The following is a 22,850-nucleotide window of genomic DNA, read 5'->3' as shown; positions in this document are numbered from 1 at the left end:
CATTTCATAAATTAAAGGATTAGAATATGCCACTATTAGATAGTTTCACTGTAGATCATACTCGTATGGAAGCACCTGCGGTTCGTGTTGCAAAAACAATGCAAACTCCAAAAGGTGATACGATTACTGTGTTTGATTTACGCTTTACAGCACCAAACAAAGATATTTTATCTGAAAAAGGCATTCATACTTTAGAGCATTTATACGCAGGCTTTATGCGTAATCATCTAAATGGTACAGAGGTTGAAATTATAGATATTTCGCCAATGGGGTGTCGTACTGGTTTTTACATGAGCTTGATTGGTACGCCAGCAGAGCAAACCGTTGCTAATGCGTGGATTGCATCAATGGAAGATGTTTTAAAAGTAGAAGCACAAAATAAGATACCAGAACTTAATGAATATCAATGTGGTACTTACACTATGCATTCATTAGAAGAAGCAAAAGCGATTGCGAGCACTATTTTAGCATCAGGTATTCGAGTAAATAAAAACGATGAACTAGCATTACCAGATTCAATGCTAAAAGAGTTATCGGTTGATTAATTTTAAAATTAACAACTAAAAAGCCCGCATTAGTGTTATCAAATGCGGGCTTTTTTCTTATGTATTATTTGTCTTCAGGGCTTGGAAACACTTTCACTAAATTAATTTTATTCTCTTCTACTGCTACGATTTCCATATTATGTTGGTCAATTTCAAGACTAATTTCAGCTTCAGGTATTTCTTCTAGGTGTTCCAGAATCAAGCCATTTAATGTTCTTGGTCCATCGGTTGGTAAATCCCACTTTAACCCTTTATTAATATCTCGGATATTGGCACTGCCTTCAATCATAAAGCTGCCATCTGGTTGAGGTGTTATTTCTTCTGCTAGGCTTGGTGCCATTGAGGTCGTGAATTCACCCACAATCTCTTCCAAAATATCTTCTAATGTGATTAGGCCTTGGATATCGCCATATTCATCAACAATTAAGCCTATACGCTCTTTATTGCGTTGGAATTTTAATAATTGTGTATTTAATGGTGTGGCTTCTGGGATGAAATATATCTCATCAGCTGCTCGCAATAAGGTTTCTTTGGTAAATTCATTTTTCTCAAGCATTAATCGATAAGATTCTCGTAAGCGTAACATGCCAACGACTTCGTCGATTTGATCACGATATAGAACAATACGGCCATGAGGAGAATGAGTTAATTGACGTGAAATAGATTTCCAATCATCATTAATATCAATTCCCGTGATCTCACTGCGAGGCACCATAATATCATTTACGGTTACGTGTTCTAAATCTAGAATGGAAATTAACATATCTTGGTGACGACGCGGAATTAATCCTCCAGCCTCATGCACAACCGTTCTAAGCTCTTCTGAACTCAGGTTGTCTTTATCATTATGGTCAGCCCCAAGGCCTAACAGTTTAAGAAAACCATTGGTGATAAAATTAACTAAAATAACGAGAGGAGAAAGTATCTTCATTAAAACATTTAATACGATACTGCTGCTGTAAGAGACTCGTTCAGGATACATTGCCGCAAGGGTTTTAGGAGTGACTTCAGCAAAAACAAGGATGACAAGAGTTAACACACCAGTGGCAATAGCCACACCATAATCACCATAAAGGCGCATACCAAGAATAGTAGCGATTGCAGAAGCGAGGATATTAACAAGGTTATTGCCGATAAGAATTAAGCCAATAAGGCGGTCAGGACGACTCAGTAACTTTTCAACGCGCTTTGCCCCTTTATGACCTTGGTTGGATAGGTGCTTTAGACGATAGCGGTTTAACGACATCATGCCCGTTTCAGAGCTTGAGAAGTAACCAGAGATAACAATAAGTATAGCTAATAAAGTTAATAGGGCGCCGGTTGATATGTCGTCCAAGTGTCTTGATCCTCGATTTTAAAGGGTAACTAAAGGGTATTTATCTTATCTGATAATCAGTCTGTCAAGTTTGAATGCCAAAAGTGAGCGATTACCACAATTTAAGTTAAAACTACCTCTTGAACAAAACGACTGCCAAAGTAAGCCAGAGTCAGTAAAAATGCACCAGATAAACTGAACCATAATACTTTTTGACCACGCCAACCTCGTTGATAATGACCCCAAGTTAATACAGCATAAATAACCCAAGCAATGAAGGAAAGGATTGCTTTATGAGCCTTACCTTGAGCGAACATATCTTGAATAAATGTGAAGCCTGTCATTAATGTAAGTGTCAGTAGTAATAAACCCACTAAAATGATCTTGAAAAGCTGACGTTCGACCATCATTAATGGTGGAAGGTTTGGATTTAACATTAATGACTTTTTACTTTTTAGTTTATGATCGAGCCAAGCAAGTTGTAAGGCATAAAGTGTTGCGATCATTAACGTTGAATAGGCAAACAGTGCTAAAGAAATATGAATTAATAAACTTGGATGAGACTCTAAGTGAGTAATAAAAGCCCCTGGTAAAAAAGTCGCTGCGATTAAGTTAATTGCAGAGAAACTATAAACGACGGGCAAAATAAACCACACTCTAAACTTGAGCATAGAAACACTCATTACTAGCGATATAATAAAGCTAATAAGAGAGGCAACATTAAGAATACTTAAATTTTGCCCAAAGCTATTTAGGATCAATTCTTTTAATTGCCAGGCGTGCAGAAGTAAAGCAAGTGAAGCACAAATCAGTACTACATTTGTTTGGATCTTATTTTGGCCAGCTAGGCCTGGGATCACAAATCCTAAAGCAAGAAAGTAAAAAAGTGCAGCACTGATTGCTGTAATCGTATCCATAATTCACTGATCATTTAGTTTATCAACATTTTGATTATACCCTTTAGAGGGCAATCTCGGTAGGTGTGATTCAGTTAGGATAAAAAATTTTCATTATAACGTCTCAGATTTAGGTATAATCGAGAAATGGTCGCAAAGTAGGCGCAGGAATATGTTTGATAATTTAACGGATAGACTATCCAAAACCCTGAAAAATATCAGTGGTAAAGGTCGATTAACAGAAGACAATATAAAAGAAACACTGCGTGAAGTGCGCATGGCTCTATTAGAGGCCGACGTAGCTTTACCTGTAGTTCGTGATTTTATTAAGCGTGTAAAAGAAGGCGCGGTTGGTGTTGAGGTTTCAAAAAGTTTAACACCAGGACAAGAGTTCATAAAGATTGTTCAATCTGAACTTGAAGCCGTGATGGGGGTATCAAATGAAGCCTTAAATTTAGCATGTCAGCCGCCAGCGGTTATTTTAATGGCGGGTTTACAAGGTGCAGGTAAAACAACCAGTACAGGTAAACTTGCTAAATTATTAAAAGAGCGTGATAAGAAAAAAGTACTTGTTGTTTCTGCCGATGTTTACCGTCCTGCGGCGATCAAACAGCTAGAAATGTTAGCAGGAGAGGTTGATGTTGACTTCTTCCCATCAAGTGCAGATCAAAAGCCAATTGATATCGTCGATGCTGCAATTGGGCATGCAAAACTGAAGTTTTTTGATGTTGTTATTGTGGATACAGCCGGTCGTTTAGCTGTTGATACTGAAATGATGGATGAAATTAAACAGCTTCATTCTCATGTGAATCCGATTGAAACCCTGTTTGTTGTTGATGCAATGACAGGTCAAGATGCGGCGAATACCGCTAAAGCCTTTGGTGATGCTTTACCATTAACCGGTGTTATTTTAACTAAAATAGATGGTGATGCTCGTGGTGGTGCCGCTTTATCTGTTCGTCATATCACAGGTAAGCCAGTTAAGTTTTTAGGTGTAGGTGAAAAAACCGATGCACTTGAAGCGTTCCACCCAGAACGAATTGCTTCTCGAATTTTGGGAATGGGTGATGTTCTTTCTTTAATTGAAGATCTTGAAAAGAACGTTGATAAAGAAAAAGCAGAGAAACTAGCTAAAAAATTCAAAGAGAAAAAAGGCTTTGATTTAGAAGATTTCCGCGAACAGCTTGGTCAAATGAAAAACATGGGCGGCATGATGGGAATGATGAATAAGCTCCCAGGCATGTCTCAGCTACCAAGTGATGTAAAAGATAAAGTTGATGACAAGATGTTCAATCAAATGGAAGCGATTATTAATTCCATGACAATGAAAGAACGTGAACGTCCAGAAATCATCAAAGGATCACGTAAAAAGCGTATTGCTGCAGGTTCTGGTGTTCAAGTGCAAGATGTGAACCGTATGCTAAAACAATTTACTCAAATGCAGAAAATGATGAAAAAAATGCAGAAGGGTGGAATGAAAGGCATGATGCGTAATATGCAAGGAATGATGGGTGGAATGGGCGGGATGGGTGGCCTTGGTCGCTAACGCTCATTAAATTGATGATATCCTAAAAGTTATATAATTAAGTGCGACAAGCTAATTTAGTGAAAAACATAACCTAGCGCACTTTTTTTTCCCAAATTTTTCATCAATTACAAAAATAATTGGTGAAAAAGTAACTAAATCCCTTGCATTGAAACTCTATAAGAGTAAAATTCCGGGGCTTTAATTTGGCACGAGGGCTCAAAAATTCATCTTTTTGGGCCAATTTAATTTTTATACAAAGCAAAAGAGGACGATATGGTTACCATTCGTTTGGCACGTCACGGCGCTAAGAAGCGTCCATTTTATCAAATCGTAGTAGCGGACAGCCGTTTTAAATCAACTGGTCGTTACATTGAGAAAGTAGGTTTCTTTAACCCTACAGCACAAGGTCAAGAAGAAGGTCTACGCCTAGATCTTGATCGTGTTGGTCACTGGGTTGAGCAAGGCGCTGGTCTTTCTGATCGTGTAGCTAAGCTAGTTAAAGACGCTAAAAAAGCGGCTTAATATTAGTTGGTTAAAGGTAAAGAATTTATGAGTAAGCAAGACGAAGTTATTGTTATAGGTAAGTTTGGTGCTTCCTATGGTATTCGTGGATGGTTGAAAGTAGTTTCCTTTACAGATCAACCTGAAAGCATTTTCGATTACAAGCCTTGGCTTATCCAAGTTAAAGGTGAGTGGGTCGAGTTTTCAGTCGAAAGCTGGAAACGTCATAAAGGTTTGGTGTGCAAACTGGAAGGGTTAGAGGTTCGAGAAGAAGCTCAAACTTATACTAACCTAGAAATTGCAGTTAAAGCAGATGTACTACCTGAGCTGTCAGAAGATGAGTTCTACTGGCGTGAATTGTTTGGTATGGAAGTGGTTACAACGCAAGGCTACGGTCTTGGTGTTGTTGACGACATTTTTGAAACCGGATCAAACGATGTTCTTGTAGTCAAAGCAAACCTGAAAGATGCTTTTGGTAAAAAGGAACGATTGATTCCTTTTATTGATGAGCAAGTGATCAAATTAATTGATCGTGAAGCTCAACGGATCGAAGTTGACTGGGATCCTGGGTTCTAATCCCTAGGTAAAGCGAGGGCACATGTGGGTTGGGGTTATTAGCCTATTTCCTGAAATGTTCCGTTCGGTTACCGATTTTGGGGTAACTAGCCAAGCAATTAAAAAAGGTCTTTTATCTATTGAGACATGGAATCCTAGAGATTTCACTCATGATAAACATCGCACTGTTGATGACCGACCTTATGGTGGTGGCCCTGGTATGTTAATGATGGTACAGCCTTTGCGCGATGCCATTACCGCAGCCAGACAAGCAGCACCAGGCAAAACGAAAGTGATTTACCTTTCACCTCAAGGCAGAACGCTGAATCAAGCAGGCGTTGAGGAGTTGGCAACAAATGAGAATTTAATTCTGATTTGTGGCCGATACGAAGGAGTAGATGAGCGCATAATACAATCTGAAGTTGACGAAGAATGGTCAATTGGGGATTTTGTGCTTACAGGTGGGGAACTCCCTGCTATGACGTTGATTGATTCTGTATCTCGGTTTGTTCCGGGTGTATTAGGTGATTTCGCGTCCGCTGAAGAAGATTCTTTTGCAGACGGTTTATTAGATTGTCCGCACTATACAAGACCTGAGGTTTTGGATGGTAAGGAAGTACCTAGTGTACTTAAATCTGGAAACCATAAAGATATCGCTCGTTGGCGAATGAAACAATCGTTAGGCCGTACTTGGCTAAGAAGACCAGAGCTCCTGGGAAATCTAGCTCTGACTGACGAACAGGAATTATTACTGGCTGAGTTTGTTCGTGAAGAACGCCAGAACAGTAAGTAATTAAGTAAATTTAGTATCAGTTTATTCTAGGATATACAAAAATGAGCAACATCATTAAAGCTCTTGAAGATGAGCAACTAAAACAAGACCTACCTAAATTCTCTCCAGGTGACACTGTAGTAGTTCAGGTTAAAGTTAAAGAAGGTGACCGTGAGCGTCTACAGGCATTCGAAGGCGTTGTAATCGCTATTCGTAACCGTGGTCTACACTCTGCGTTCACTGTACGTAAGATTTCTAACGGTGAAGGTGTTGAGCGTACGTTCCAAACACACTCTCCAGTTGTAAACAGCATCGAAGTTAAACGTCGCGGTGCAGTACGTCGTGCCAAGTTGTACTACCTACGTGAGCGTTCTGGTAAATCAGCTCGTATCAAAGAGAAGCTGGCTAAAAAGTAACGCACACGAGAACGTTCTCAAATGTGCTATGAAGGTGTGCTGTTATCAGCGCACCTTTTTTTATACCTACACTCAGAATGTAAATAATACTTTACATGTTATTTTTGTGTGTATTAATTTAATTACAGCGGTTGATTTTTATTCTATAACTGTTAAATTATTTCTACTTGTCTAAAAAGACTATTAATGGAAATAAAAGTTTACAGGTGTAGAGTATGAAAAAAAGTGAATTAAGCAATATTAATATTAGTGATGAGCAAGTACTTATCACACCACAAGAACTAAAAAATAAAATTCCATTAAGCGATAATGCTCGCCAATTTATTCAACAGTCTCGTCAGACCATTTCTAATATTATTCATAAAAAAGATCACCGTTTATTAATCGTATGTGGTCCTTGCTCTATTCATGATATCGATGCCGCGAAAGAATATGCAAAACGTTTAAAGGTGATCGCGGAAGATCTTAAAGATCAGCTTTATATTGTTATGCGAGTTTACTTTGAAAAACCACGAACAACCGTTGGTTGGAAAGGCTTGATTAATGATCCTCATTTAGATGGTTCTTTTGATATTGATTATGGCTTACATTCAGCAAGACAGCTTCTGGTTGATTTGGCTGAAATGGAAATTCCATTAGCAACAGAGGCGCTTGACCCAATTAGTCCACAATATATTGGCGATACATTTAGTTGGGCTGCGATTGGTGCTCGTACTACTGAATCTCAGACACACCGTGAGATGGCAAGTGGTTTGTCAGTTCCTGTTGGTTTCAAAAATGGCACGGATGGTAGTTTATCAACATCAATTAATGCTATGCAGGCAGCGGCTTCTAGTCATCGTTTTATGGGGATTAATAGTGAAGGTCAAGTTGCATTATTAACAACCCAAGGTAATCCTAATGGCCATGTGATTCTTCGCGGTGGTAAACAAACGAATTATGACTCGGTATCGGTGACAGAGTGTGAAGAAGAGTTAGCTAAGTCAAATCTTGATGCGGCACTAATGATTGACTGCAGCCATGCAAATTCACGTAAGGATTATCGTCGTCAGCCATTGGTTGCTGAAGATGTGATCCATCAAATTCGAGAAGGCAATAAATCAATCATTGGTTTAATGATTGAAAGTCACTTAAACGAAGGAAATCAACCTTCTGATATTCCATTATCAGAGATGAAATATGGGGTGTCTATCACCGATGCTTGTATCAATTGGGATTCAACTGAGGCACTATTACGCCATACTCATAAAGATTTAACTCCAATATTGGAAGAGCGTTTAAAAGGATAGAATGCGATGGCGGTAGAACTGAGTCATTTACGCGATCAAATTGATGCGGTAGATAAACAAATGTTGGATCTTTTATCTCAGCGACTGCACTTGGTTGAACAGGTCGGTGAAGTAAAAAGTGCCCATGGATTGCCTATTTACGATCCAAGTCGAGAAGCCGCTATGTTAGCTTCAAGACGACAAGAAGCTGAAAATAAAGGGGTTCCGCCATCCTTAATTGAAGATATTTTACGCCGCACAATGCGTGAATCTTATAGTAGTGAAAATGACTCAGGTTTCAAATGTTTAAAGCCAGAATTAAGACCTATTGTTATCGTTGGTGGTCATGGTCAACTTGGTGGTTTATTTGCCAAAATGTTTACTTTATCTGGTTACGAGGTTCGTATTCTTGGTAGTAAAGATTGGGATAACTCCGAGCTAATTTTAAAGGATGCTGGAATGGTCGTTGTTACTGTTCCAATTAACTTAACCGTTGATGTTATTCATAAGCTTTCAGGATTGGCTGAAGATTGTATTTTATGTGATTTGACATCAGTAAAGAAAAAACCACTGCAAGCAATGATGGAGATTCATAAAGGCCCTGTTGTTGGTTTACATCCAATGTTTGGACCTGATGTACCTAGTTTAGCCAAACAAGTTATTGTAATGTGCGATGGGCGTAATAAAGAAGATTACAGCTGGCTTAAACAACAGTTTGAAATTTGGGGAGCGGTTGTTCGTGATATATCAGCCTCAGAGCATGATCATGGCATGACATTAATTCAAGCTTTACGCCACTTTACTTCTTTTGCTTATGGGCAGCATCTTGCTAAAGAAAATCCAGACATTGAACAGCTACTTAACCTAAGTTCACCAATTTATCGTTTAGAGTTATTAATGGTAGGCCGTTTGTTTGCTCAAGATCCTAATTTATACGCGGATATTATCCTTTCATCAGAAGACAATATTGATATGATAAAACGATTCCATCAGCGTTTTGGTGATGCAATCTCATTATTAGAAAATCATAATCGTGAAGGTTTTATTGATAATTTTAAAGAAGTTGAGCATTGGTTTGGTGATTATGCTGAGCAGTTTTTAATTGAAAGTAAAGGCTTACTAAGACAGGCGAATGACTCTATTCATAGAGAGCGAAGTTAATTAACAATAAAAAAGGTGAGCACTTGCTCACCTTTTTTGTTTGATGCTATTAATCTTTTATTGGGTTAACTGTTTTACTGTTTGTAACTCTGTTTTTACGGTATTAATTGCTTCAACTTGCTCAATTGTGGGTTTTTGAGTAAGTTTTAGTTGTAATTTCACAACGTTGTTAATAATTTCGACCAGCGGTGTCCACTTAACGCTGCGCTCTTTTTCAAACAGACTTTCAAATTTTTCAGGTGTCCAATCAATAAATGATTGTGGATTGAGAACTCGCCCAAGGAAGCGCACTTCATAATGCAGGTGAGGGCCGGTTGAGTTACCTGAATTGCCACAAGTTGCAATCAATTCTCCTTTCTTAACAAACTGACCCGAACGAACTTTAAATTTTTGTAAATGAGCATACATGGTCATAAAGCCAAAAGAATGCTGAACTTTTAATAAATTACCGTAGCCTTTTTTGCTTGCTCGAGCCAGTTCAACGACACCATCGGCAGGGGCATAAATTTCCGTGCCGCGCTTGCAAGTTAGATCTAACCCTAAATGACGTTGTCTTTTACCTGATATTGGATTTGTTCTTTTTCCAAAACTAGAAGAGTTACGAATAAAATCAAGCGGTGTGTCATTGGGGATTAAACGGAACATCGTGGCACGAACCGCAGAGTCAATGGCTGCGACATCTAAACGTTGTTCTAATGTTTTTTCGGCTAATAAATTTTCGTCTTCTGACAGCTCTTGAAGACCAAGAACGGATTCTACATCCTCAACTCTTTGACTAATCACTAAAAACTCATTTTCTTTAGCTTCAAGTTGTTGATTTAATTCGTGATTGTTATTGTTATTGTTGTTTTCAATGATTAACTGATTAAGTTCATTGTTCTGTACTTGAAGTTGAGCGATAGCCAATTCAGAAGTTAGCTGTTTTTGGTAAAAATAGTGAAGACCAAAACCACTCAGAGAGAATGAACCTACCCCAAGTAGCAAAGATAAAATAACAAGATTTTTCCGTTTTTGGGAAATAGCGAAAAAACGCGTTCCTTTGTTATGTGAAACGGAAATTCGAATTTTATCTGGCATAGGAATAAACTTATTTACTTTAGGTTAAGGTGGTTAACTCAGAGAGTTGGCGTAATAATAAATCACTATTTCCAACATTGAGTTCTACTAGACGTTTAAGGTGGCTAATACTATCAATATCTATGTGGCTTATACAGAGTCTTAGCGTGTTATCTGTTTTATTTATTAGTTTGCATTCAGCACTAATATTAATATCACTCTCATTTAGTGTGAATTGTACGTTAATCTCGTTTTTTTCTTTGATCTCTTCGCTATTTGCTAAATTGATAAGTAATCCATGCAAGGATAAATCAACTAAAGTCCCTTTCCATTGTTTATCATCTTGTTGAAGAGTGATGTTTGCTTGGTACACGACACGTGAGAATTTACGTCGTTCAATCATAATATGATCCTTATATTATAAGTTTAATCCCTAAGTATGATATCTGGTTTGCTGTAAGTCTAATAAAAAGGCCGCTTTAATGCGGCCCTTATGATAAGTATCAAATAATCGTTATTACTTATTTAGTCATACGCTTGTATTTAATACGATGAGGTTCAGCCGCTTGCGCGCCTAATGTTTTCTTAATCCAATCACTGTACTCAGTATAGTTACCTTCGAAGAAGTTCACTTGACCTTCATCACGATAATCTAGAATGTGAGTTGCAATACGGTCTAGGAACCAACGGTCATGCGAGATAACCATTGCACAACCAGGGAACTCAAGTAGAGCTTCTTCTAGTGCACGTAGTGTTTCAACATCCAAGTCATTGGTAGGTTCATCGAGTAGTAATACGTTACCGCCTGTTTTAAGCAGCTTCGCTAAGTGAACACGGTTGCGTTCACCACCAGACAGATCGCCAATGATTTTTTGTTGATCATTGCCTTTGAAGTTAAAACGAGAGCAGTATGCCCGCGCTGGGATTTCAAAGTTATTGATCTTGATGATATCAGCGCCTTCAGAGATCTCTTGGAAAACCGTTTTAGTGTCGTCCATAGAATCACGGAACTGGTCAACAGATGCGAGTTTAACCGTTTCACCTAACTCAATTGTGCCTGAGTCAGGTGTTTCAGCACCACTTAACATTTTGAACAGTGTTGATTTACCTGCACCATTGGCACCGATAATACCTACGATAGCCCCTTTTGGCATACTGAATGATAAATCATCAATCAGAACACGATCACCAAACGATTTAGTTAGGTTGTTCACTTCAAGAACTTTGTCACCTAAACGCTCACCTGGCGGAATGAACAGTTCGTTTGTTTCATTACGTTTTTGGTGATCTGTATTTTGCAGTTCTTCAAAACGAGCCATACGCGCTTTAGATTTCGCTTGGCGACCTTTAGGGTTTTGACGAACCCATTCAAGTTCTTTCTCAATCGTTTTTTGACGAGCGTTCTCTTTTGATGCTTCTTGTTTTAGACGGTCGTCTTTTTGCTCAAGCCAAGAAGTATAGTTACCTTCCCATGGAATGCCTTCACCACGGTCAAGCTCAAGGATCCAACCTGCTGCATTATCAAGGAAATAACGGTCGTGGGTAATCGCTACAACAGTTCCTGAATAATCAACAAGGAAGTGCTCAAGCCAAGCAACAGATTCAGCATCAAGGTGGTTGGTTGGTTCATCAAGAAGCAACATATCTGGTTTTTCTAAAAGAAGACGACAGATAGCAACACGACGACGCTCACCACCAGATAGGAATTCAATTTTTGCATCCCACTCAGGAAGACGTAATGCATCCGCAGCACGCTCTAATGCATTCTCAAGATTATGACCATCTTTTGCTTGAATAAGTGCTTCAAGTTCACCTTGCTCTTTCGCTAGTGCATCAAAATCAGCACCTTCTTCAGCGTAAGCCGCATAAACAGCATCTAAACGAGTTAGTGCACCTGCAACATCAGAAACCGCTTCTTCTACGATTTCACGTACTGTTTTTGATTCATCAAGTACAGGCTCTTGTGGTAGGTAGCCGACATTCAATCCAGCTTGTGGACGCGCTTCACCATCAATATCGGTATCTAAACCTGCCATGATGCGAAGTAATGTTGATTTACCTGAACCATTTAGGCCAAGAACACCAATTTTTGCACCAGGGAAGAAGCTAAGAGAAATGTCTTTCAGGATTTGTCTTTTAGGAGGAACAATTTTGCTCACTCGTGACATTGTATATACGTATTCAGCCATAATCACTTATTAGAGTAGGTTAACGGAAATATCATTTTACTATTTATGATACATAGTTTAACACTCATTCTAGCAGTTACTAGGGTAATATAAGTAGTGAAAGGAAGAAATGAGACGCTTATTTACGCTCATATCGGTACGTTTGTAAAAAAAGGTTGGAAGGTTAGGTGCTTAAAAAATCAATTAAATATACACAACATAAATTAGGGATGATGACAGCGTTGTGCATTGGGCTGAGCGTACACACCGTAGAAGCATTATCGATAGATGAATCACGCATTGAATATCAAGAAGCAAAGGAGTTGCTAAAGGATAAAAAGTTTGAGCAGTATGAGGTAGTGAGAGCCAGTTTAAAAGATTACCCACTTGCACCATATTTAGATTATCGTCAATTGCGAATGGATCTTAGCTCAAAGACGCCTGATGATATTCGATTGTTTATACATAATAATCAAACGCTTCCTATTGGAAATTCATTGTCATATCAGTATTTAGTTGTATTAGGTTTGAATGAGCGTTGGTCTGAATTTTTGGATTTTTTTCCTCAAGAGCCAAGCAGCACTAATTTGAAGTGTTATTACTATCAAGCTAAAAATGAGATTGGTGATAAAGCGCTAGCTTGGAAGGGAGCTGAACAGTTATGGCTTACGGGTAATTCTGTTACCTATGAGTGTGATGATTTATTTAAAGCTTGGTCTGATACAGGAAAGTTAACGGATGACTTGATCATTGAACGTATGCTTCTTGTGTATAAGGCTCGTAATAACACGCTATTTCCATATCTAGAAAAAATGTTGAAGTCAGATAAATCTAAAGCACAAGCTAAAGAAATCGTTACGTTATTTAATGATCCTGATTTATTACTGTCTTTTTCTAATAAGAATAAACCGTCTGATTTTACTAAAAAATTAACGCTGATTGCGATGGAAAGAGAAGGACGTATTAATCCAGAAAAAGCGATTGATATGCTACCTAAAATTGCAAAAAAACAGAAATATTCTAAAGACGAACAAGTGAAGATTACGCATCGAATTGTCAGTAGTATTATGTCGACAAATTCAGATGAATTAGCACAGTGGCGAGATGTTCAACTTGAAAACCATCCTGAAGATTCGTTTATTGAACGTAGGATCCGCGTTGCTATTCGAGCTGCTGATTGGAATGACGTTGATAAATGGATTGGTTACTTAAGTCCTGAAAGTAAAGCGTCATTACGTTGGCAATTCTGGATAGCTCGCATCGACAGCGAAAACGGTGAGCAGACTAAAGCTGATGAACGATTAAGAAAGCTATTGGGACAACGTAATTTTTATAGTGTCGCTGCTGCTAATATTTTAGGAGAGCCAATTCAGTATCCGATGGACGTAGCGCCTAAAAATATTAAACCAGTAAAGGATAAATATAAGGTTGAACTTGCACGTATTAAAGAATTGATAGCTATTGATGAGATCCCAACAGCGAAAAGCGAGTGGGAATATTTACTTAATAGAGCATCTAAAAAGGAAGTGAAAGAGCTTGCGAGTTATGCGGCTCAGCATCGTTGGCATCACTTCACGGTACTCGCGACCATTAAAGGCAGAATGTGGGGATATTTAAGTTTACGTTTCCCTATTGCGCATCAGTGGTGGTTTGGGCATTACAGTAAAGAACTTGGATTAGACAAAATTACGTTAATGTCTCTTTCTAGACAAGAAAGCGGTTTATATGCAGAAGCACAGTCTCCAGTTGGTGCACGTGGTTTAATGCAAATTATGCCAGCAACGGCAAAGTATACGGCGAAGAAGATTGATTATGACAAATATGAAGGGGTAGATAGCCTTAATGATGTCGATGTAAACATTCATATAGGTTCAAATTACCTGAAAGGATTGTTAGATGATTATGATGGTAACCGTATTTTTGCATTAGCCGGTTATAACGCAGGGCCTCATCGAGTGAAACGATGGAGAGCGGTATCGGATGAAAAATTAGACGCTTATGCTTTTATAGAAGCGATTCCATTTAAAGAAACCCGTGGTTATGTACAAAATATTTTGATGTTTGAAACCTACTATCGCAGTTTGTTAGGCGAAAAAGGCAGTTTCTTATCAGAGAAAGAACTGAATTTAGAGTATTAATTATTTCTGAATGATCATAAAGTAGGGGGCCTAAGTGTCCCCTTTTTTATTAGTGTAATGAGGAATTTATGTCAGGTTCAGCAAAATATTCAGATTGGTCACAGGTGATGACATTGATAGCGAATGCTGCAGAGCAAGATAAGCATCAATCTTTATTAACCATGTTGATGACGCCTGATGAACGTGAAGCATTAATTGCCCGAGTGAATATATGTCATGAGTTGCTACAAGGGGAGTTAAGCCAAAGACAAATTAGCCAGTTATTAGGAGTGGGAGTAGCAACGATCACTCGAGGTTCAAATGAATTAAAAAGCCATACTCAAGATGAAAAAGAATGGCTTATGACGTTACTTCAAAAAAGCGCTCAGGATGAAGAAAAGGAATAAGAGCAAGAATCAGCGCTTGTTGATAGACTGAGCTTCTTGTTAGTAGGTTATTGGTTAATAGACCAATAGCCCCTCCTTTTTGTTTAATATTATCAGTATTAAATTGTTCATCCATTACATCACCAAGCTCCTTTCCTTGATTTACTGCTGTAATCACAGCAGGAGGAAGAGGCAAGCTTGATGAACGAGACTCTCCCACTTGCTTAGTATTATCAATAATCATCCAAGCAAAAGTTGAATTTCCCTCTATACCAGCTTCTAAGCCTACATAATACTCAGCATTAGGATGTTGTATTTTTGCATTATTAACTCTATTTATAGCGCCTTGCTTCGTATCTATGCAACTCATCGGCTGATCTGGTACCCCACTATCAACGGATACACCAATAAAGTTAAATACACTATCTGGAAACGCTTGATTGAACGCAGCTTCTACAGCACTAATCTTTGCTGGATTTAATGAACTAATAATAACATCCATACAATGCCTCATTATTAAGTTAAAGGGATTGTTGTTGGCGTTACATTTTCAATAGGGTAGCAACCAAGAACTTTTAGATATTGGGTGATAGAGGTCAGTTCTTCGATAGCAGCACTCATTGCATCTGATTTTAAGTGTGCTTGTAAATCAATATAGAACATTTCTTCCCAAGGATTTCCCATAATTGGGCGAGATTCTAATTTTGTCATATTAATTCCATATTTACGAAGAACTAATAGCGACTCTACTAACGAACCTGCATCTTGAGAGGTTGACATAATGAGCGTGGTTTTTGCTGGGATCTGTTCTGACACATCAACTGGCTTTCTTGCTACGACAATAAAGCGTGTTTGATTTTCTGTTTGGTTTGATATGTTGGTGATTAAGGATTGAAGGCCATACAGTTTACCACTATCAGAGTTACCTATAGCAGCCACTTCAGGTGAATTTAGCTCTTTCACTGTAATCATTGCATCAGCAGTACTTGCGCATGAAATAAGCTCTACATTATCTAAACGATTTAAAAACTCACTGCATTGTTCGTGCGGTTGTGGATGAGAGTAAAGTGTTTTAATTGATTCAAGAGAAGTTTCTGTGGTGGTTAATAAGCAATGATCTATCTGTTGAGTCAGTTCACCAACAATATATAAGCTAGTATGTTGCAGTAAATCATAAACTTGGTTTATTGAACCTGAGCTTGTGTTTTCAATCGGTAGTACGCCGTAATCAGCATGTCCTGATTCGACTGTTTTTATTACTTCTCTAAAATTTTCACAGCCTAATTCAGCAAGCTCAATGTTCTTTTTACTGAAGTAACGACGACTTGCTAAGTTTGAGTAAGAGCCTTTAGAGCCAAGATAGGCAACTCGTGCAATTGGTTTTCTGCTTAATTCAGGGTTTGCTAGATTTTGAAAGTACTCTTGTTGAAGTAGAACGGAGTCTTCAATAATGGTGTGAAACAGCTGAGTAATATAATAAGCATCAAGATCGAATGCCTTACCATTCTCTATTAGCTTAACCAATAATTGTTGTTCACGCTTTGGATCACGAACAGGCTTTGAGGTTTGAACTTTACTTTTAGCGACTTCAAGACTGAGTTTACGGCGCTCAGAAAAAAGAGTTAATAGCTCATTATCAAGCTCATTAAGGCGTAAACGGATCTCATCCAGAGAATAGCGGGTATCGGTCATGAATATGCAAACCTAGTAAATTAAGAGTTAATTCACAATAAGGAATCGATAAGTTTGCGTCAAGAAAAAACAGCGCTCAAATGAGCGCTGTTTCAGAAAACGTTTGAGTTGACGATTTAATTACTGTTCGTATTCCTCTTCTAAGTCAACTTCTGGCTCTTCAATTACAGGAGCTTGAGCGTGTGTTGCTCGACGAGCTTCGCCTTTATGTTGTAGCTTATCTAGTTGGCGTTCTAGTTTTTGGTACATCTCTCTAATTGCACCAAATAGATCTTCTTGTTCGGCTGATGCGGCAACTTTGCCACCAGCGATAGTCGCCTGTGCTTCTACCTTATGTTTACCATTTGCGCGTTTTGTAACGCTAGCGTGACGTCCAATAATGTCTAGGTTTCTTTTGTCTTCTAGTTTTTTAAACTTCCCTTCAATACGTTCACGGATGCCTGGAGTGATGTCGATGTTGTTACCAGTGATTTCTATTTTCATATTGATTTTCCTCTCTCTTGCCCCGTTTGGCATGTACTCAGATTACGGATCCAGAGTGAAAAATAAAGTGATCTAGATCACTATTCTTAATAGTGTTTCCAATTAGATATGTTGATGTGATCTCAAACAAGGCCTGAGAAATTATATTGAAAAAAAACTTGATGAATTGACCAAAGTAGGTAGATTGAAAGGGTTGATTACTGAAAACATTCGTTTTTAGGGATTAAGTTCAACCTTTTGTTTCTAATGGTTATTTTTTAATCTTATCCGTTTTTTGAACTTGATCATATCCTTTGTTAAATATCAGACATAAAAAAACCGAGCCTTCTTTTAAGGTTCGGTTTTTTGTTTTCTAATTGATAAGTTACTGAGGATTCAAGGCAATAAGCTCTTCTGTACGAGCAATAGCATCTTCTAATTTCAATTCCTTATAAGCCGCTAACATAATGGTTAATGACTTTCTCGCAGCTTCAGTATCAGGGTAGGTTCGTTGCAATTCTTGGCTACGATTAATGGCTGAAATCCATGCCTCACGGCGAAGATAAAAATCAGCGGTTGCTAATTCATAATCAGCTAAGCGATTTTTCAAGGCAAACATGCGAGTCTGAGCATCTTCTGCATATAGACTATCAGGGTAGCGTTCTAATAAGCGTTTAAAATCTTTAAATGCCGCACGCGCAGGTTCTGGATCTCGATCTGAACGATCGACTCTAAATAAATCATGCATAAAGCTACGGTCTTGAGCCATATGCATTAGACCGCGCATATATAATACCCAATCAGCTTTAGGGTGCGTTGGGTTTAGACGATTAAAGCGTTCTATGGTTGCTAAACCTAATGCAAGATCATCATTTTTATAATATACATAGATAAGGTCGAGCTGAACTTGTTCGGAGTAAGCACCAAAAGGGTAGCGAGAGTCGAGTGCTTCAAGACGTTCTGTTGCGCTTGTCCAATTACCCGCTTGTAGAGACTCTTGGGCTTGAGCGTATAATTCTGATGGTGGGATATCAGGGATAACATCATCACTGCTTGAGCAACCAACCAGTAAAGAGACGGCTAATAATGAAGAAAGTGTTAAGCGTTTCATGCTTGAAAATGATCCTTGACTAAAAAAACTGAAGTTATCCATTACGAAATGCGTCGTTAACAGATACAATGGCAGATAGTTTATTTCACTTACAGTGTTGATGATACCAAATATGATGTATTTGTTTGGTAATTAGTACCACTAATTTAAAAAAAGTTCGATATGGCACAACAAATAGAGTTAACAAGTACAGTAAAAGAAAGTCAATTAGGCCAGCGTTTAGATCAAGCTGCAGCAGAGTTGTTTTCTGATTTTTCTCGTTCACGCATTAAAGAATGGCTACTAGCGGGTAAAATAACCGTTAATGGTGAAGTGATCACTAAAGCTCGTTTAAAAATGATGGGCGGTGAAGAGATCACAGTTAAAGCAGAATTAGAAGATGAAGAGCGTTGGTTAGCTCAAGACATTCCGCTTGATATTGTTTATGAAGATGATGATTTATTAGTTATCAATAAACCTCGCGATTTTGTGGTTCATCCAGGTGCTGGTACACCAGATGGTACAGTATTAAATGCGTTATTATTCCATTATCCAAACATTGCTGAGGTACCTCGTGCAGGTATTGTTCACCGTTTAGATAAAGATACGACTGGATTAATGGTTGTTGCGAAAACAGTTCCAGCTCAAACGCGTTTGGTTCGTGCGCTACAAAAACGTAAGATCACTCGTGAATACGAGGCGGTAGTATTAGGTCGTATGACGGCAGGCGGTATGATTGAAAAACCAATCGGACGTCACCCTCAAAAGCGTACGTTAATGGCAGTTCATGAATTAGGTAAAGATGCTGTAACACATTACCGTGTTGCTGAGCATTTCCGAATTCATACTCGTTTACGTTTACGTCTTGAAACAGGTCGTACTCACCAAATTCGTGTGCACATGTCTTATCTACAGCATCCACTCGTCGGTGATACTGCTTATGGTGGTCGTGCTCGTATCCCTAAAGGTGCGTCACAGGAGTTAATTGACATGATCCGTGGATTTGATCGTCAAGCACTTCATGCGGCAATGCTGCGTTTTGAGCATCCAGTGACCGGTGAGGTTATGGAATTTCATGCGCCAATCCCTGATGACATGATCGCTTTATCTCAAGCATTACGTGATGATGAGCGTTTATTGCATGAGGACGAGTATTAAATGTCGTTATTGTTACCAAAATGGTCTGCTCCTAAAAATATTAACGTAGTTAGTACGACTCGTTTGAATGGTGTATCTAAAGCCCCATTTTCGAGTTTAAATTTAGGTGATCATGTTGGTGACAATCACAATGATGTTGTGCTCAATCGTGAAAAACTGATTACGTTGGCGCAGTTACCGACTGCACCAACGTGGTTAAATCAAATCCATTCGACAAAAGTCATTACTCTTCCTAATTCAGATTCAGTGAGTCCTCCTTCTGTTGATGCAGCATATACAAATACAGCGAATCAAGTATGTTGTGTCATGACAGCAGATTGTTTGCCTGTTGTAATTTGCAATAAAGAAGGAACAGAAGTAGCGGCAGCTCATGCCGGATGGCGCGGCCTTCTTGATGGTATTTTAGAAAATACAGTAAATCATTTTTCTTCTACTGAACTTGTTGCATGGTGTGGACCAGCCATTGGCCCTACAGCATTTGAAGTTGGTGATGAAGTTAAACAACAATTTTGCGATAAAGATCCTCAAGCGATAAATGCGTTTACACCAAGTCATAACCATAATAAATGGTTAGCTAATTTAGAGCTACTTGCTACTCAGCGTCTACAGAGCGTCGGTGTTCAAGAGGTTTATTACTCAAATCTGTGTACTTATTCAAATACAGAACAATTTTTCTCTTATCGAAAAGAGGGAAAAACTGGTCGTCAAGCAACCTTAATTTGGTTTGAATAATCCTTTTTATTTCCTCTTCCATTAGTTGATTTCTCCAGCACTAAACCCCATTTAAGAAGTAATAGTTACTTACTTTTCTTCTCTAGGAGAGGGTTATGCGTTTAGATCGATTTACCAGTAAATTTCAAATCGCCATTTCAGATGCTCAGTCATTAGCATTGGGTCAAGATCATCAATATATCGAGCCAACTCATCTAATGGTTGCTCTCTTAAATCAAGATGGCAGCACAATTAGGCCACTACTGACATTACTTAATATTGATGTAACCCAACTTCGTTCTAAGCTATCTGAAATTCTAGACAAAGCCCCAAAAGTCACAGGCATTGGTGGTGACGTACAATTGTCATCAAACATGGGCGTTATTTTTAATCTGTGTGACAAAATCGCTCAACAACGAAAAGATGCTTATATTTCATCTGAAATATTCATGCTTGCAGCTATCGAAGATAAAGGACCACTAGGTAATTTATTTAAAGAACTTGGGCTTACTGAAGCGAAGATCTCAAAATCTATTGATGAGATCCGTGGTGGTGAGAAAGTAAATGATCAAAATGCTGAAGAAAAACGCCAAGCATTAGAGAAATTTACTGTAGATCTTACTGAGCGAGCAGAGCAAGGCAAGCTTGATCCTGTTATTGGGCGTGATGATGAAATACGTAGGACAATTCAGGTTCTTCAAAGACGAACTAAAAACAACCCAGTCATTATTGGTCAGCCAGGTGTTGGCAAAACAGCCATTGTTGAAGGTTTAGCTCAACGCATTATTAATGGTGAAGTGCCTGAAGGGCTAAAGCATAAAAGAGTATTGTCTTTAGATATTGGCGCGCTAGTCGCTGGTGCTAAATTTCGCGGTGAATTTGAAGAGCGATTAAAAGCGGTTTTAAATGAGCTTGCAAAAGAAGAAGGTAATATCATCCTCTTTATTGATGAAGTTCATACCATGGTTGGTGCTGGTAAAGGTGAAGGCTCAATGGATGCTGGAAATATGCTTAAACCAGCTTTAGCTCGTGGTGATCTGCATTGCGTCGGTGCAACAACTCTTGATGAATATCGTCAATATATAGAGAAGGATCCAGCATTAGAGCGAAGATTCCAAAAGGTCTTAGTGGATGAGCCTACAGTAGAAGATACCATCGCTATCCTACGTGGATTGAAAGAGCGTTATGAAATTCATCATCACGTTGAAATTACCGATCCTGCAATTGTGGCAGCAGCGACATTGTCTCATCGCTATATATCTGACAGACAATTACCGGATAAGGCAATTGATTTGATCGATGAAGCCGCATCGAGTATTCGAATGGAAATCGATTCTAAGCCTGAATCACTAGATAAACTTGATCGTAAAATTATCCAGCTAAAAATAGAGCAACAAGCCTTAGTTAAAGAGAGTGATGATGCTAGCTTAAAACGTTTAGACTCATTAAATCTTGAATTAAGAGAGAAAGAGCGAGATTACTCTGAACTAGAAGAAGTTTGGAAAGCAGAAAAAGCAGCACTTTCTGGAACTCAGCATATAAAAACAGAGTTAGATACAGCAAGAAGCAATATGGACATAGCTCGACGTGCGGGCGATTTGAATCGTATGTCTGAATTGCAATATGGGCGTATTCCAGAGTTAGAAAAGCAATTGGATCTAGCCGCTCAAGCTGAAATGCAAGAGATGAGCTTATTAAAGAATAAAGTAACAGATAGTGAAATCGCAGAGGTTCTTTCTCGTCAAACGGGCATACCTGTTAATAAAATGCTTGAAGGGGAAAGAGATAAGCTATTAAAGATGGAAGGTGAACTACATAAGCGAGTTATAGGACAAGGAGAAGCGGTTGAAGCGGTATCCAATGCTATTCGACGCAGCCGAGCTGGGCTTTCTGATCCTAACCGCCCAATAGGGTCATTTTTATTTTTAGGTCCAACGGGTGTAGGTAAAACTGAACTTTGTAAATCATTAGCTAACTTTATGTTCGATAGTGAAGATGCGATGGTCCGTATTGATATGTCGGAGTTTATGGAAAAACATTCAGTCGCTCGATTAGTTGGCGCTCCTCCAGGATATGTTGGATATGAAGAAGGTGGGTATTTAACTGAAGCGGTTAGACGTAAACCTTACTCGGTCTTATTACTTGATGAAGTAGAGAAAGCACATCCAGATGTATTCAATATACTTTTGCAAGTCTTGGATGATGGTCGACTCACTGATGGTCAAGGTCGAACGGTAGATTTTAAAAATACCGTGATCATTATGACCTCTAATTTAGGCTCAGATAAAATCCAGCAACATTTTGGAGATCTAGATTATGAGGGAATTAAAGCGTTGGTAATGGAAGTTGTTGGCCAGCACTTTAGACCTGAGTTTTTAAATCGAGTTGATGAAACCGTTGTTTTCCATCCGTTAGGCCAAGAACATATTAAGAATATTGCCTCTATACAACTACAACGTTTGGAAAAACGATTAAATGAAAAAGATTACCAATTAGAGATTTCAAGCGATGCATTGAATTTAATTGCAGAAGCTGGATTTGATCCTGTTTATGGAGCAAGGCCATTAAAAAGAGCAATTCAAACTTATATAGAGAACTCTCTAGCTCAGGATATACTGAGTGGAAAACTAAGAACAGGCGAAGTGATTAAACTTAAAGTAAAGAATGGACAATTGATTACGACTCAAAATGACGACTTTTGATGCGTAAATAAGCAGTTTGAATTAAAAGTGACCACTTGAACGTGTTTTTAATGTTTTCCATCGAAAACAGTTGCATGAAATGAAAGACTCTCTATAATGCCGCCTCACTGACACGGAGTTGTTGAGTTAAATCAACAATAAGTAGTTAGTGAGGTTAGCTTAGTTATTTAGTTTAATTTTGTGCTTGACACATTATTTTAAATCACTATTATAACCGTCCGCTTCAAGAGAAAGTCGAAAGGCTTGAAATTTGAAGTTTGCTCTTTAAAAATTTGAAACCTATTAATCTGTGTGGGCACTTGTGAGTTGATAATCACTAGTTTATTTTCACTTTTCGAAGTGATGATAAAC

22 protein-coding genes are annotated in these 22,850 nt (G+C 38.4%); 13 read left to right on the top strand and 9 right to left on the bottom strand.

Annotated features, from left to right (window positions below; all coding sequences use genetic code 11):
• The first annotated feature begins 26 nt into the window (after nt 1-26).
• On the top strand, nt 27-545 hold the full coding sequence (luxS, locus tag PVK63_RS19275; protein ID WP_130087003.1) for an S-ribosylhomocysteine lyase: 519 nt from the start codon (nt 27-29) through the stop codon (nt 543-545).
• 64 nt (nt 546-609) lie between these two features.
• Here the strand turns inward: luxS and PVK63_RS19270 are convergent, their stop codons facing one another.
• Both PVK63_RS19270 and PVK63_RS19265 read right to left on the bottom strand, forming a co-directional pair.
• Nucleotides 610-1,881 carry an HlyC/CorC family transporter gene (locus PVK63_RS19270; RefSeq protein ID WP_130087005.1) on the bottom strand — a complete coding sequence of 424 codons (1,272 nt, stop codon included), beginning with the start codon at nt 1,879-1,881 and terminating at the stop codon, nt 610-612.
• 101 nt (nt 1,882-1,982) lie between these two features.
• Nucleotides 1,983-2,777, bottom strand: a complete 795-nt coding sequence (locus tag PVK63_RS19265) for a cytochrome C assembly family protein (protein WP_130044254.1) — start codon at nt 2,775-2,777, stop codon at nt 1,983-1,985.
• Between the two features lie 151 nt (nt 2,778-2,928).
• Between PVK63_RS19265 and ffh the strand changes: the two genes are divergently transcribed.
• The 7 genes from ffh (at nt 2,929) to tyrA (ending at nt 8,957) form a co-directional block, all read left to right on the top strand.
• Complete coding sequence (gene ffh / locus PVK63_RS19260; protein ID WP_130087007.1) at nt 2,929-4,302, top strand: signal recognition particle protein; 1,374 nt, start codon at nt 2,929-2,931, stop codon at nt 4,300-4,302.
• A gap of 255 nt (nt 4,303-4,557) precedes the next feature.
• Complete coding sequence (rpsP, locus tag PVK63_RS19255) at nt 4,558-4,806, top strand: 30S ribosomal protein S16 (protein ID WP_130044252.1); 249 nt, start codon at nt 4,558-4,560, stop codon at nt 4,804-4,806.
• A 27-nt stretch (nt 4,807-4,833) separates the two neighbouring features.
• Nucleotides 4,834-5,361, top strand: a complete 528-nt coding sequence (gene rimM, locus PVK63_RS19250) for a ribosome maturation factor RimM (protein ID WP_130044251.1) — start codon at nt 4,834-4,836, stop codon at nt 5,359-5,361.
• A gap of 22 nt (nt 5,362-5,383) precedes the next feature.
• The gene (gene trmD, locus PVK63_RS19245; RefSeq protein WP_130044250.1) at nt 5,384-6,133 is read left to right on the top strand and encodes a tRNA (guanosine(37)-N1)-methyltransferase TrmD; all 750 of its coding nucleotides are present in this window, start codon (nt 5,384-5,386) and stop codon (nt 6,131-6,133) included.
• A gap of 41 nt (nt 6,134-6,174) precedes the next feature.
• A complete protein-coding gene (gene rplS / locus PVK63_RS19240; protein ID WP_130044249.1) occupies nt 6,175-6,528 on the top strand; it encodes a 50S ribosomal protein L19 in 354 nt (117 codons plus the stop codon).
• Nucleotides 6,529-6,743: 215 nt separating this feature from the next.
• Nucleotides 6,744-7,817, top strand: coding sequence for a 3-deoxy-7-phosphoheptulonate synthase (locus tag PVK63_RS19235; RefSeq protein WP_130046825.1), 1,074 nt, complete (start codon nt 6,744-6,746; stop codon nt 7,815-7,817).
• A 6-nt stretch (nt 7,818-7,823) separates the two neighbouring features.
• Nucleotides 7,824-8,957, top strand: coding sequence for a bifunctional chorismate mutase/prephenate dehydrogenase (tyrA, locus tag PVK63_RS19230; RefSeq protein ID WP_130046824.1), 1,134 nt, complete (start codon nt 7,824-7,826; stop codon nt 8,955-8,957).
• Nucleotides 8,958-9,014: 57 nt separating this feature from the next.
• Here the strand turns inward: tyrA and PVK63_RS19225 are convergent, their stop codons facing one another.
• The 3 genes from PVK63_RS19225 to ettA all read right to left on the bottom strand — a co-directional run bounded on the left by PVK63_RS19225 (nt 9,015) and on the right by ettA (nt 12,202).
• Nucleotides 9,015-10,034, bottom strand: coding sequence for a M23 family metallopeptidase (locus tag PVK63_RS19225; protein ID WP_274440890.1), 1,020 nt, complete (start codon nt 10,032-10,034; stop codon nt 9,015-9,017).
• 19 nt (nt 10,035-10,053) lie between these two features.
• Nucleotides 10,054-10,416, bottom strand: coding sequence for a PilZ domain-containing protein (locus tag PVK63_RS19220; RefSeq protein ID WP_130044245.1), 363 nt, complete (start codon nt 10,414-10,416; stop codon nt 10,054-10,056).
• A 118-nt stretch (nt 10,417-10,534) separates the two neighbouring features.
• The gene (ettA, locus tag PVK63_RS19215) at nt 10,535-12,202 is read right to left on the bottom strand and encodes an energy-dependent translational throttle protein EttA (RefSeq protein ID WP_130044244.1); all 1,668 of its coding nucleotides are present in this window, start codon (nt 12,200-12,202) and stop codon (nt 10,535-10,537) included.
• A 167-nt stretch (nt 12,203-12,369) separates the two neighbouring features.
• Between ettA and sltY the strand changes: the two genes are divergently transcribed.
• Nucleotides 12,370-14,319: a murein transglycosylase gene (sltY, locus tag PVK63_RS19210; protein WP_242511065.1), complete on the top strand. Its 1,950-nt coding sequence runs from the start codon at nt 12,370-12,372 to the stop codon at nt 14,317-14,319.
• Nucleotides 14,320-14,387: 68 nt separating this feature from the next.
• Nucleotides 14,388-14,705 carry a trp operon repressor gene (trpR, locus tag PVK63_RS19205; RefSeq protein ID WP_130046822.1) on the top strand — a complete coding sequence of 106 codons (318 nt, stop codon included), beginning with the start codon at nt 14,388-14,390 and terminating at the stop codon, nt 14,703-14,705.
• Here the strand turns inward: trpR and yjjX are convergent.
• The 4 genes from yjjX to bamD form a co-directional block, all read right to left on the bottom strand.
• Nucleotides 14,659-15,186, bottom strand: a complete 528-nt coding sequence (gene yjjX / locus PVK63_RS19200) for an inosine/xanthosine triphosphatase (protein WP_130087012.1) — start codon at nt 15,184-15,186, stop codon at nt 14,659-14,661. The genes trpR and yjjX overlap by 47 nt on opposite strands.
• Before the next feature lie 14 nt (nt 15,187-15,200).
• Nucleotides 15,201-16,376: a prephenate dehydratase gene (gene pheA / locus PVK63_RS19195; RefSeq protein WP_130044241.1), complete on the bottom strand. Its 1,176-nt coding sequence runs from the start codon at nt 16,374-16,376 to the stop codon at nt 15,201-15,203.
• Nucleotides 16,377-16,496: 120 nt separating this feature from the next.
• Entirely contained in the window at nt 16,497-16,859 is a 363-nt protein-coding gene (hpf, locus tag PVK63_RS19190; RefSeq protein WP_130087014.1) for a ribosome hibernation-promoting factor, HPF/YfiA family, read from the bottom strand.
• Nucleotides 16,860-17,223: 364 nt separating this feature from the next.
• Nucleotides 17,224-17,949, bottom strand: a complete 726-nt coding sequence (gene bamD, locus PVK63_RS19185) for an outer membrane protein assembly factor BamD (RefSeq protein ID WP_130087016.1) — start codon at nt 17,947-17,949, stop codon at nt 17,224-17,226.
• Nucleotides 17,950-18,111: 162 nt separating this feature from the next.
• Here bamD and rluD point away from each other — a divergent pair, with 162 nt between their 5' ends.
• The 3 genes from rluD (at nt 18,112) to clpB (ending at nt 22,499) form a co-directional block, all read left to right on the top strand.
• On the top strand, nt 18,112-19,086 hold the full coding sequence (gene rluD / locus PVK63_RS19180) for a 23S rRNA pseudouridine(1911/1915/1917) synthase RluD (protein ID WP_130046820.1): 975 nt from the start codon (nt 18,112-18,114) through the stop codon (nt 19,084-19,086).
• Nucleotides 19,087-19,818: a peptidoglycan editing factor PgeF gene (gene pgeF / locus PVK63_RS19175; protein WP_130044237.1), complete on the top strand. Its 732-nt coding sequence runs from the start codon at nt 19,087-19,089 to the stop codon at nt 19,816-19,818.
• Nucleotides 19,819-19,913: 95 nt separating this feature from the next.
• Nucleotides 19,914-22,499 carry an ATP-dependent chaperone ClpB gene (gene clpB / locus PVK63_RS19170; protein ID WP_130087018.1) on the top strand — a complete coding sequence of 862 codons (2,586 nt, stop codon included), beginning with the start codon at nt 19,914-19,916 and terminating at the stop codon, nt 22,497-22,499.
• The last annotated feature ends 351 nt before the right edge of the window (nt 22,500-22,850 follow it).

The sequence above is a fragment of the Aliivibrio sp. S2TY2 genome, from assembly GCF_028765525.1.
GTDB classification, from domain to species: domain Bacteria; phylum Pseudomonadota; class Gammaproteobacteria; order Enterobacterales; family Vibrionaceae; genus Aliivibrio; species Aliivibrio finisterrensis_A.
This window is presented reverse-complemented; position numbering and strand designations above follow the sequence as displayed.

What these genes read in the sequence shown, in the direction of transcription:
- luxS (WP_130087003.1), top strand. Translation starts at nt 27, where the DNA reads ATGCCACTATTAGATAGTTTCACTGTAGATCATACTCGTATGGAAGCA.
- PVK63_RS19265 (WP_130044254.1), bottom strand. Translation starts at nt 2,777, where the DNA reads ATGGATACGATTACAGCAATCAGTGCTGCACTTTTTTACTTTCTTGCT.
- ffh (WP_130087007.1), top strand. Translation starts at nt 2,929, where the DNA reads ATGTTTGATAATTTAACGGATAGACTATCCAAAACCCTGAAAAATATC.
- rpsP (WP_130044252.1), top strand. Translation starts at nt 4,558, where the DNA reads ATGGTTACCATTCGTTTGGCACGTCACGGCGCTAAGAAGCGTCCATTT.
- rimM (WP_130044251.1), top strand. Translation starts at nt 4,834, where the DNA reads ATGAGTAAGCAAGACGAAGTTATTGTTATAGGTAAGTTTGGTGCTTCC.
- trmD (WP_130044250.1), top strand. Translation starts at nt 5,384, where the DNA reads ATGTGGGTTGGGGTTATTAGCCTATTTCCTGAAATGTTCCGTTCGGTT.
- rplS (WP_130044249.1), top strand. Translation starts at nt 6,175, where the DNA reads ATGAGCAACATCATTAAAGCTCTTGAAGATGAGCAACTAAAACAAGAC.
- PVK63_RS19235 (WP_130046825.1), top strand. Translation starts at nt 6,744, where the DNA reads ATGAAAAAAAGTGAATTAAGCAATATTAATATTAGTGATGAGCAAGTA.
- tyrA (WP_130046824.1), top strand. Translation starts at nt 7,824, where the DNA reads ATGGCGGTAGAACTGAGTCATTTACGCGATCAAATTGATGCGGTAGAT.
- PVK63_RS19225 (WP_274440890.1), bottom strand. Translation starts at nt 10,034, where the DNA reads ATGCCAGATAAAATTCGAATTTCCGTTTCACATAACAAAGGAACGCGT.
- PVK63_RS19220 (WP_130044245.1), bottom strand. Translation starts at nt 10,416, where the DNA reads ATGATTGAACGACGTAAATTCTCACGTGTCGTGTACCAAGCAAACATC.
- ettA (WP_130044244.1), bottom strand. Translation starts at nt 12,202, where the DNA reads ATGGCTGAATACGTATATACAATGTCACGAGTGAGCAAAATTGTTCCT.
- trpR (WP_130046822.1), top strand. Translation starts at nt 14,388, where the DNA reads ATGTCAGGTTCAGCAAAATATTCAGATTGGTCACAGGTGATGACATTG.
- yjjX (WP_130087012.1), bottom strand. Translation starts at nt 15,186, where the DNA reads ATGGATGTTATTATTAGTTCATTAAATCCAGCAAAGATTAGTGCTGTA.
- pheA (WP_130044241.1), bottom strand. Translation starts at nt 16,376, where the DNA reads ATGACCGATACCCGCTATTCTCTGGATGAGATCCGTTTACGCCTTAAT.
- hpf (WP_130087014.1), bottom strand. Translation starts at nt 16,859, where the DNA reads ATGAAAATAGAAATCACTGGTAACAACATCGACATCACTCCAGGCATC.
- bamD (WP_130087016.1), bottom strand. Translation starts at nt 17,949, where the DNA reads ATGAAACGCTTAACACTTTCTTCATTATTAGCCGTCTCTTTACTGGTT.
- rluD (WP_130046820.1), top strand. Translation starts at nt 18,112, where the DNA reads ATGGCACAACAAATAGAGTTAACAAGTACAGTAAAAGAAAGTCAATTA.
- pgeF (WP_130044237.1), top strand. Translation starts at nt 19,087, where the DNA reads ATGTCGTTATTGTTACCAAAATGGTCTGCTCCTAAAAATATTAACGTA.
- clpB (WP_130087018.1), top strand. Translation starts at nt 19,914, where the DNA reads ATGCGTTTAGATCGATTTACCAGTAAATTTCAAATCGCCATTTCAGAT.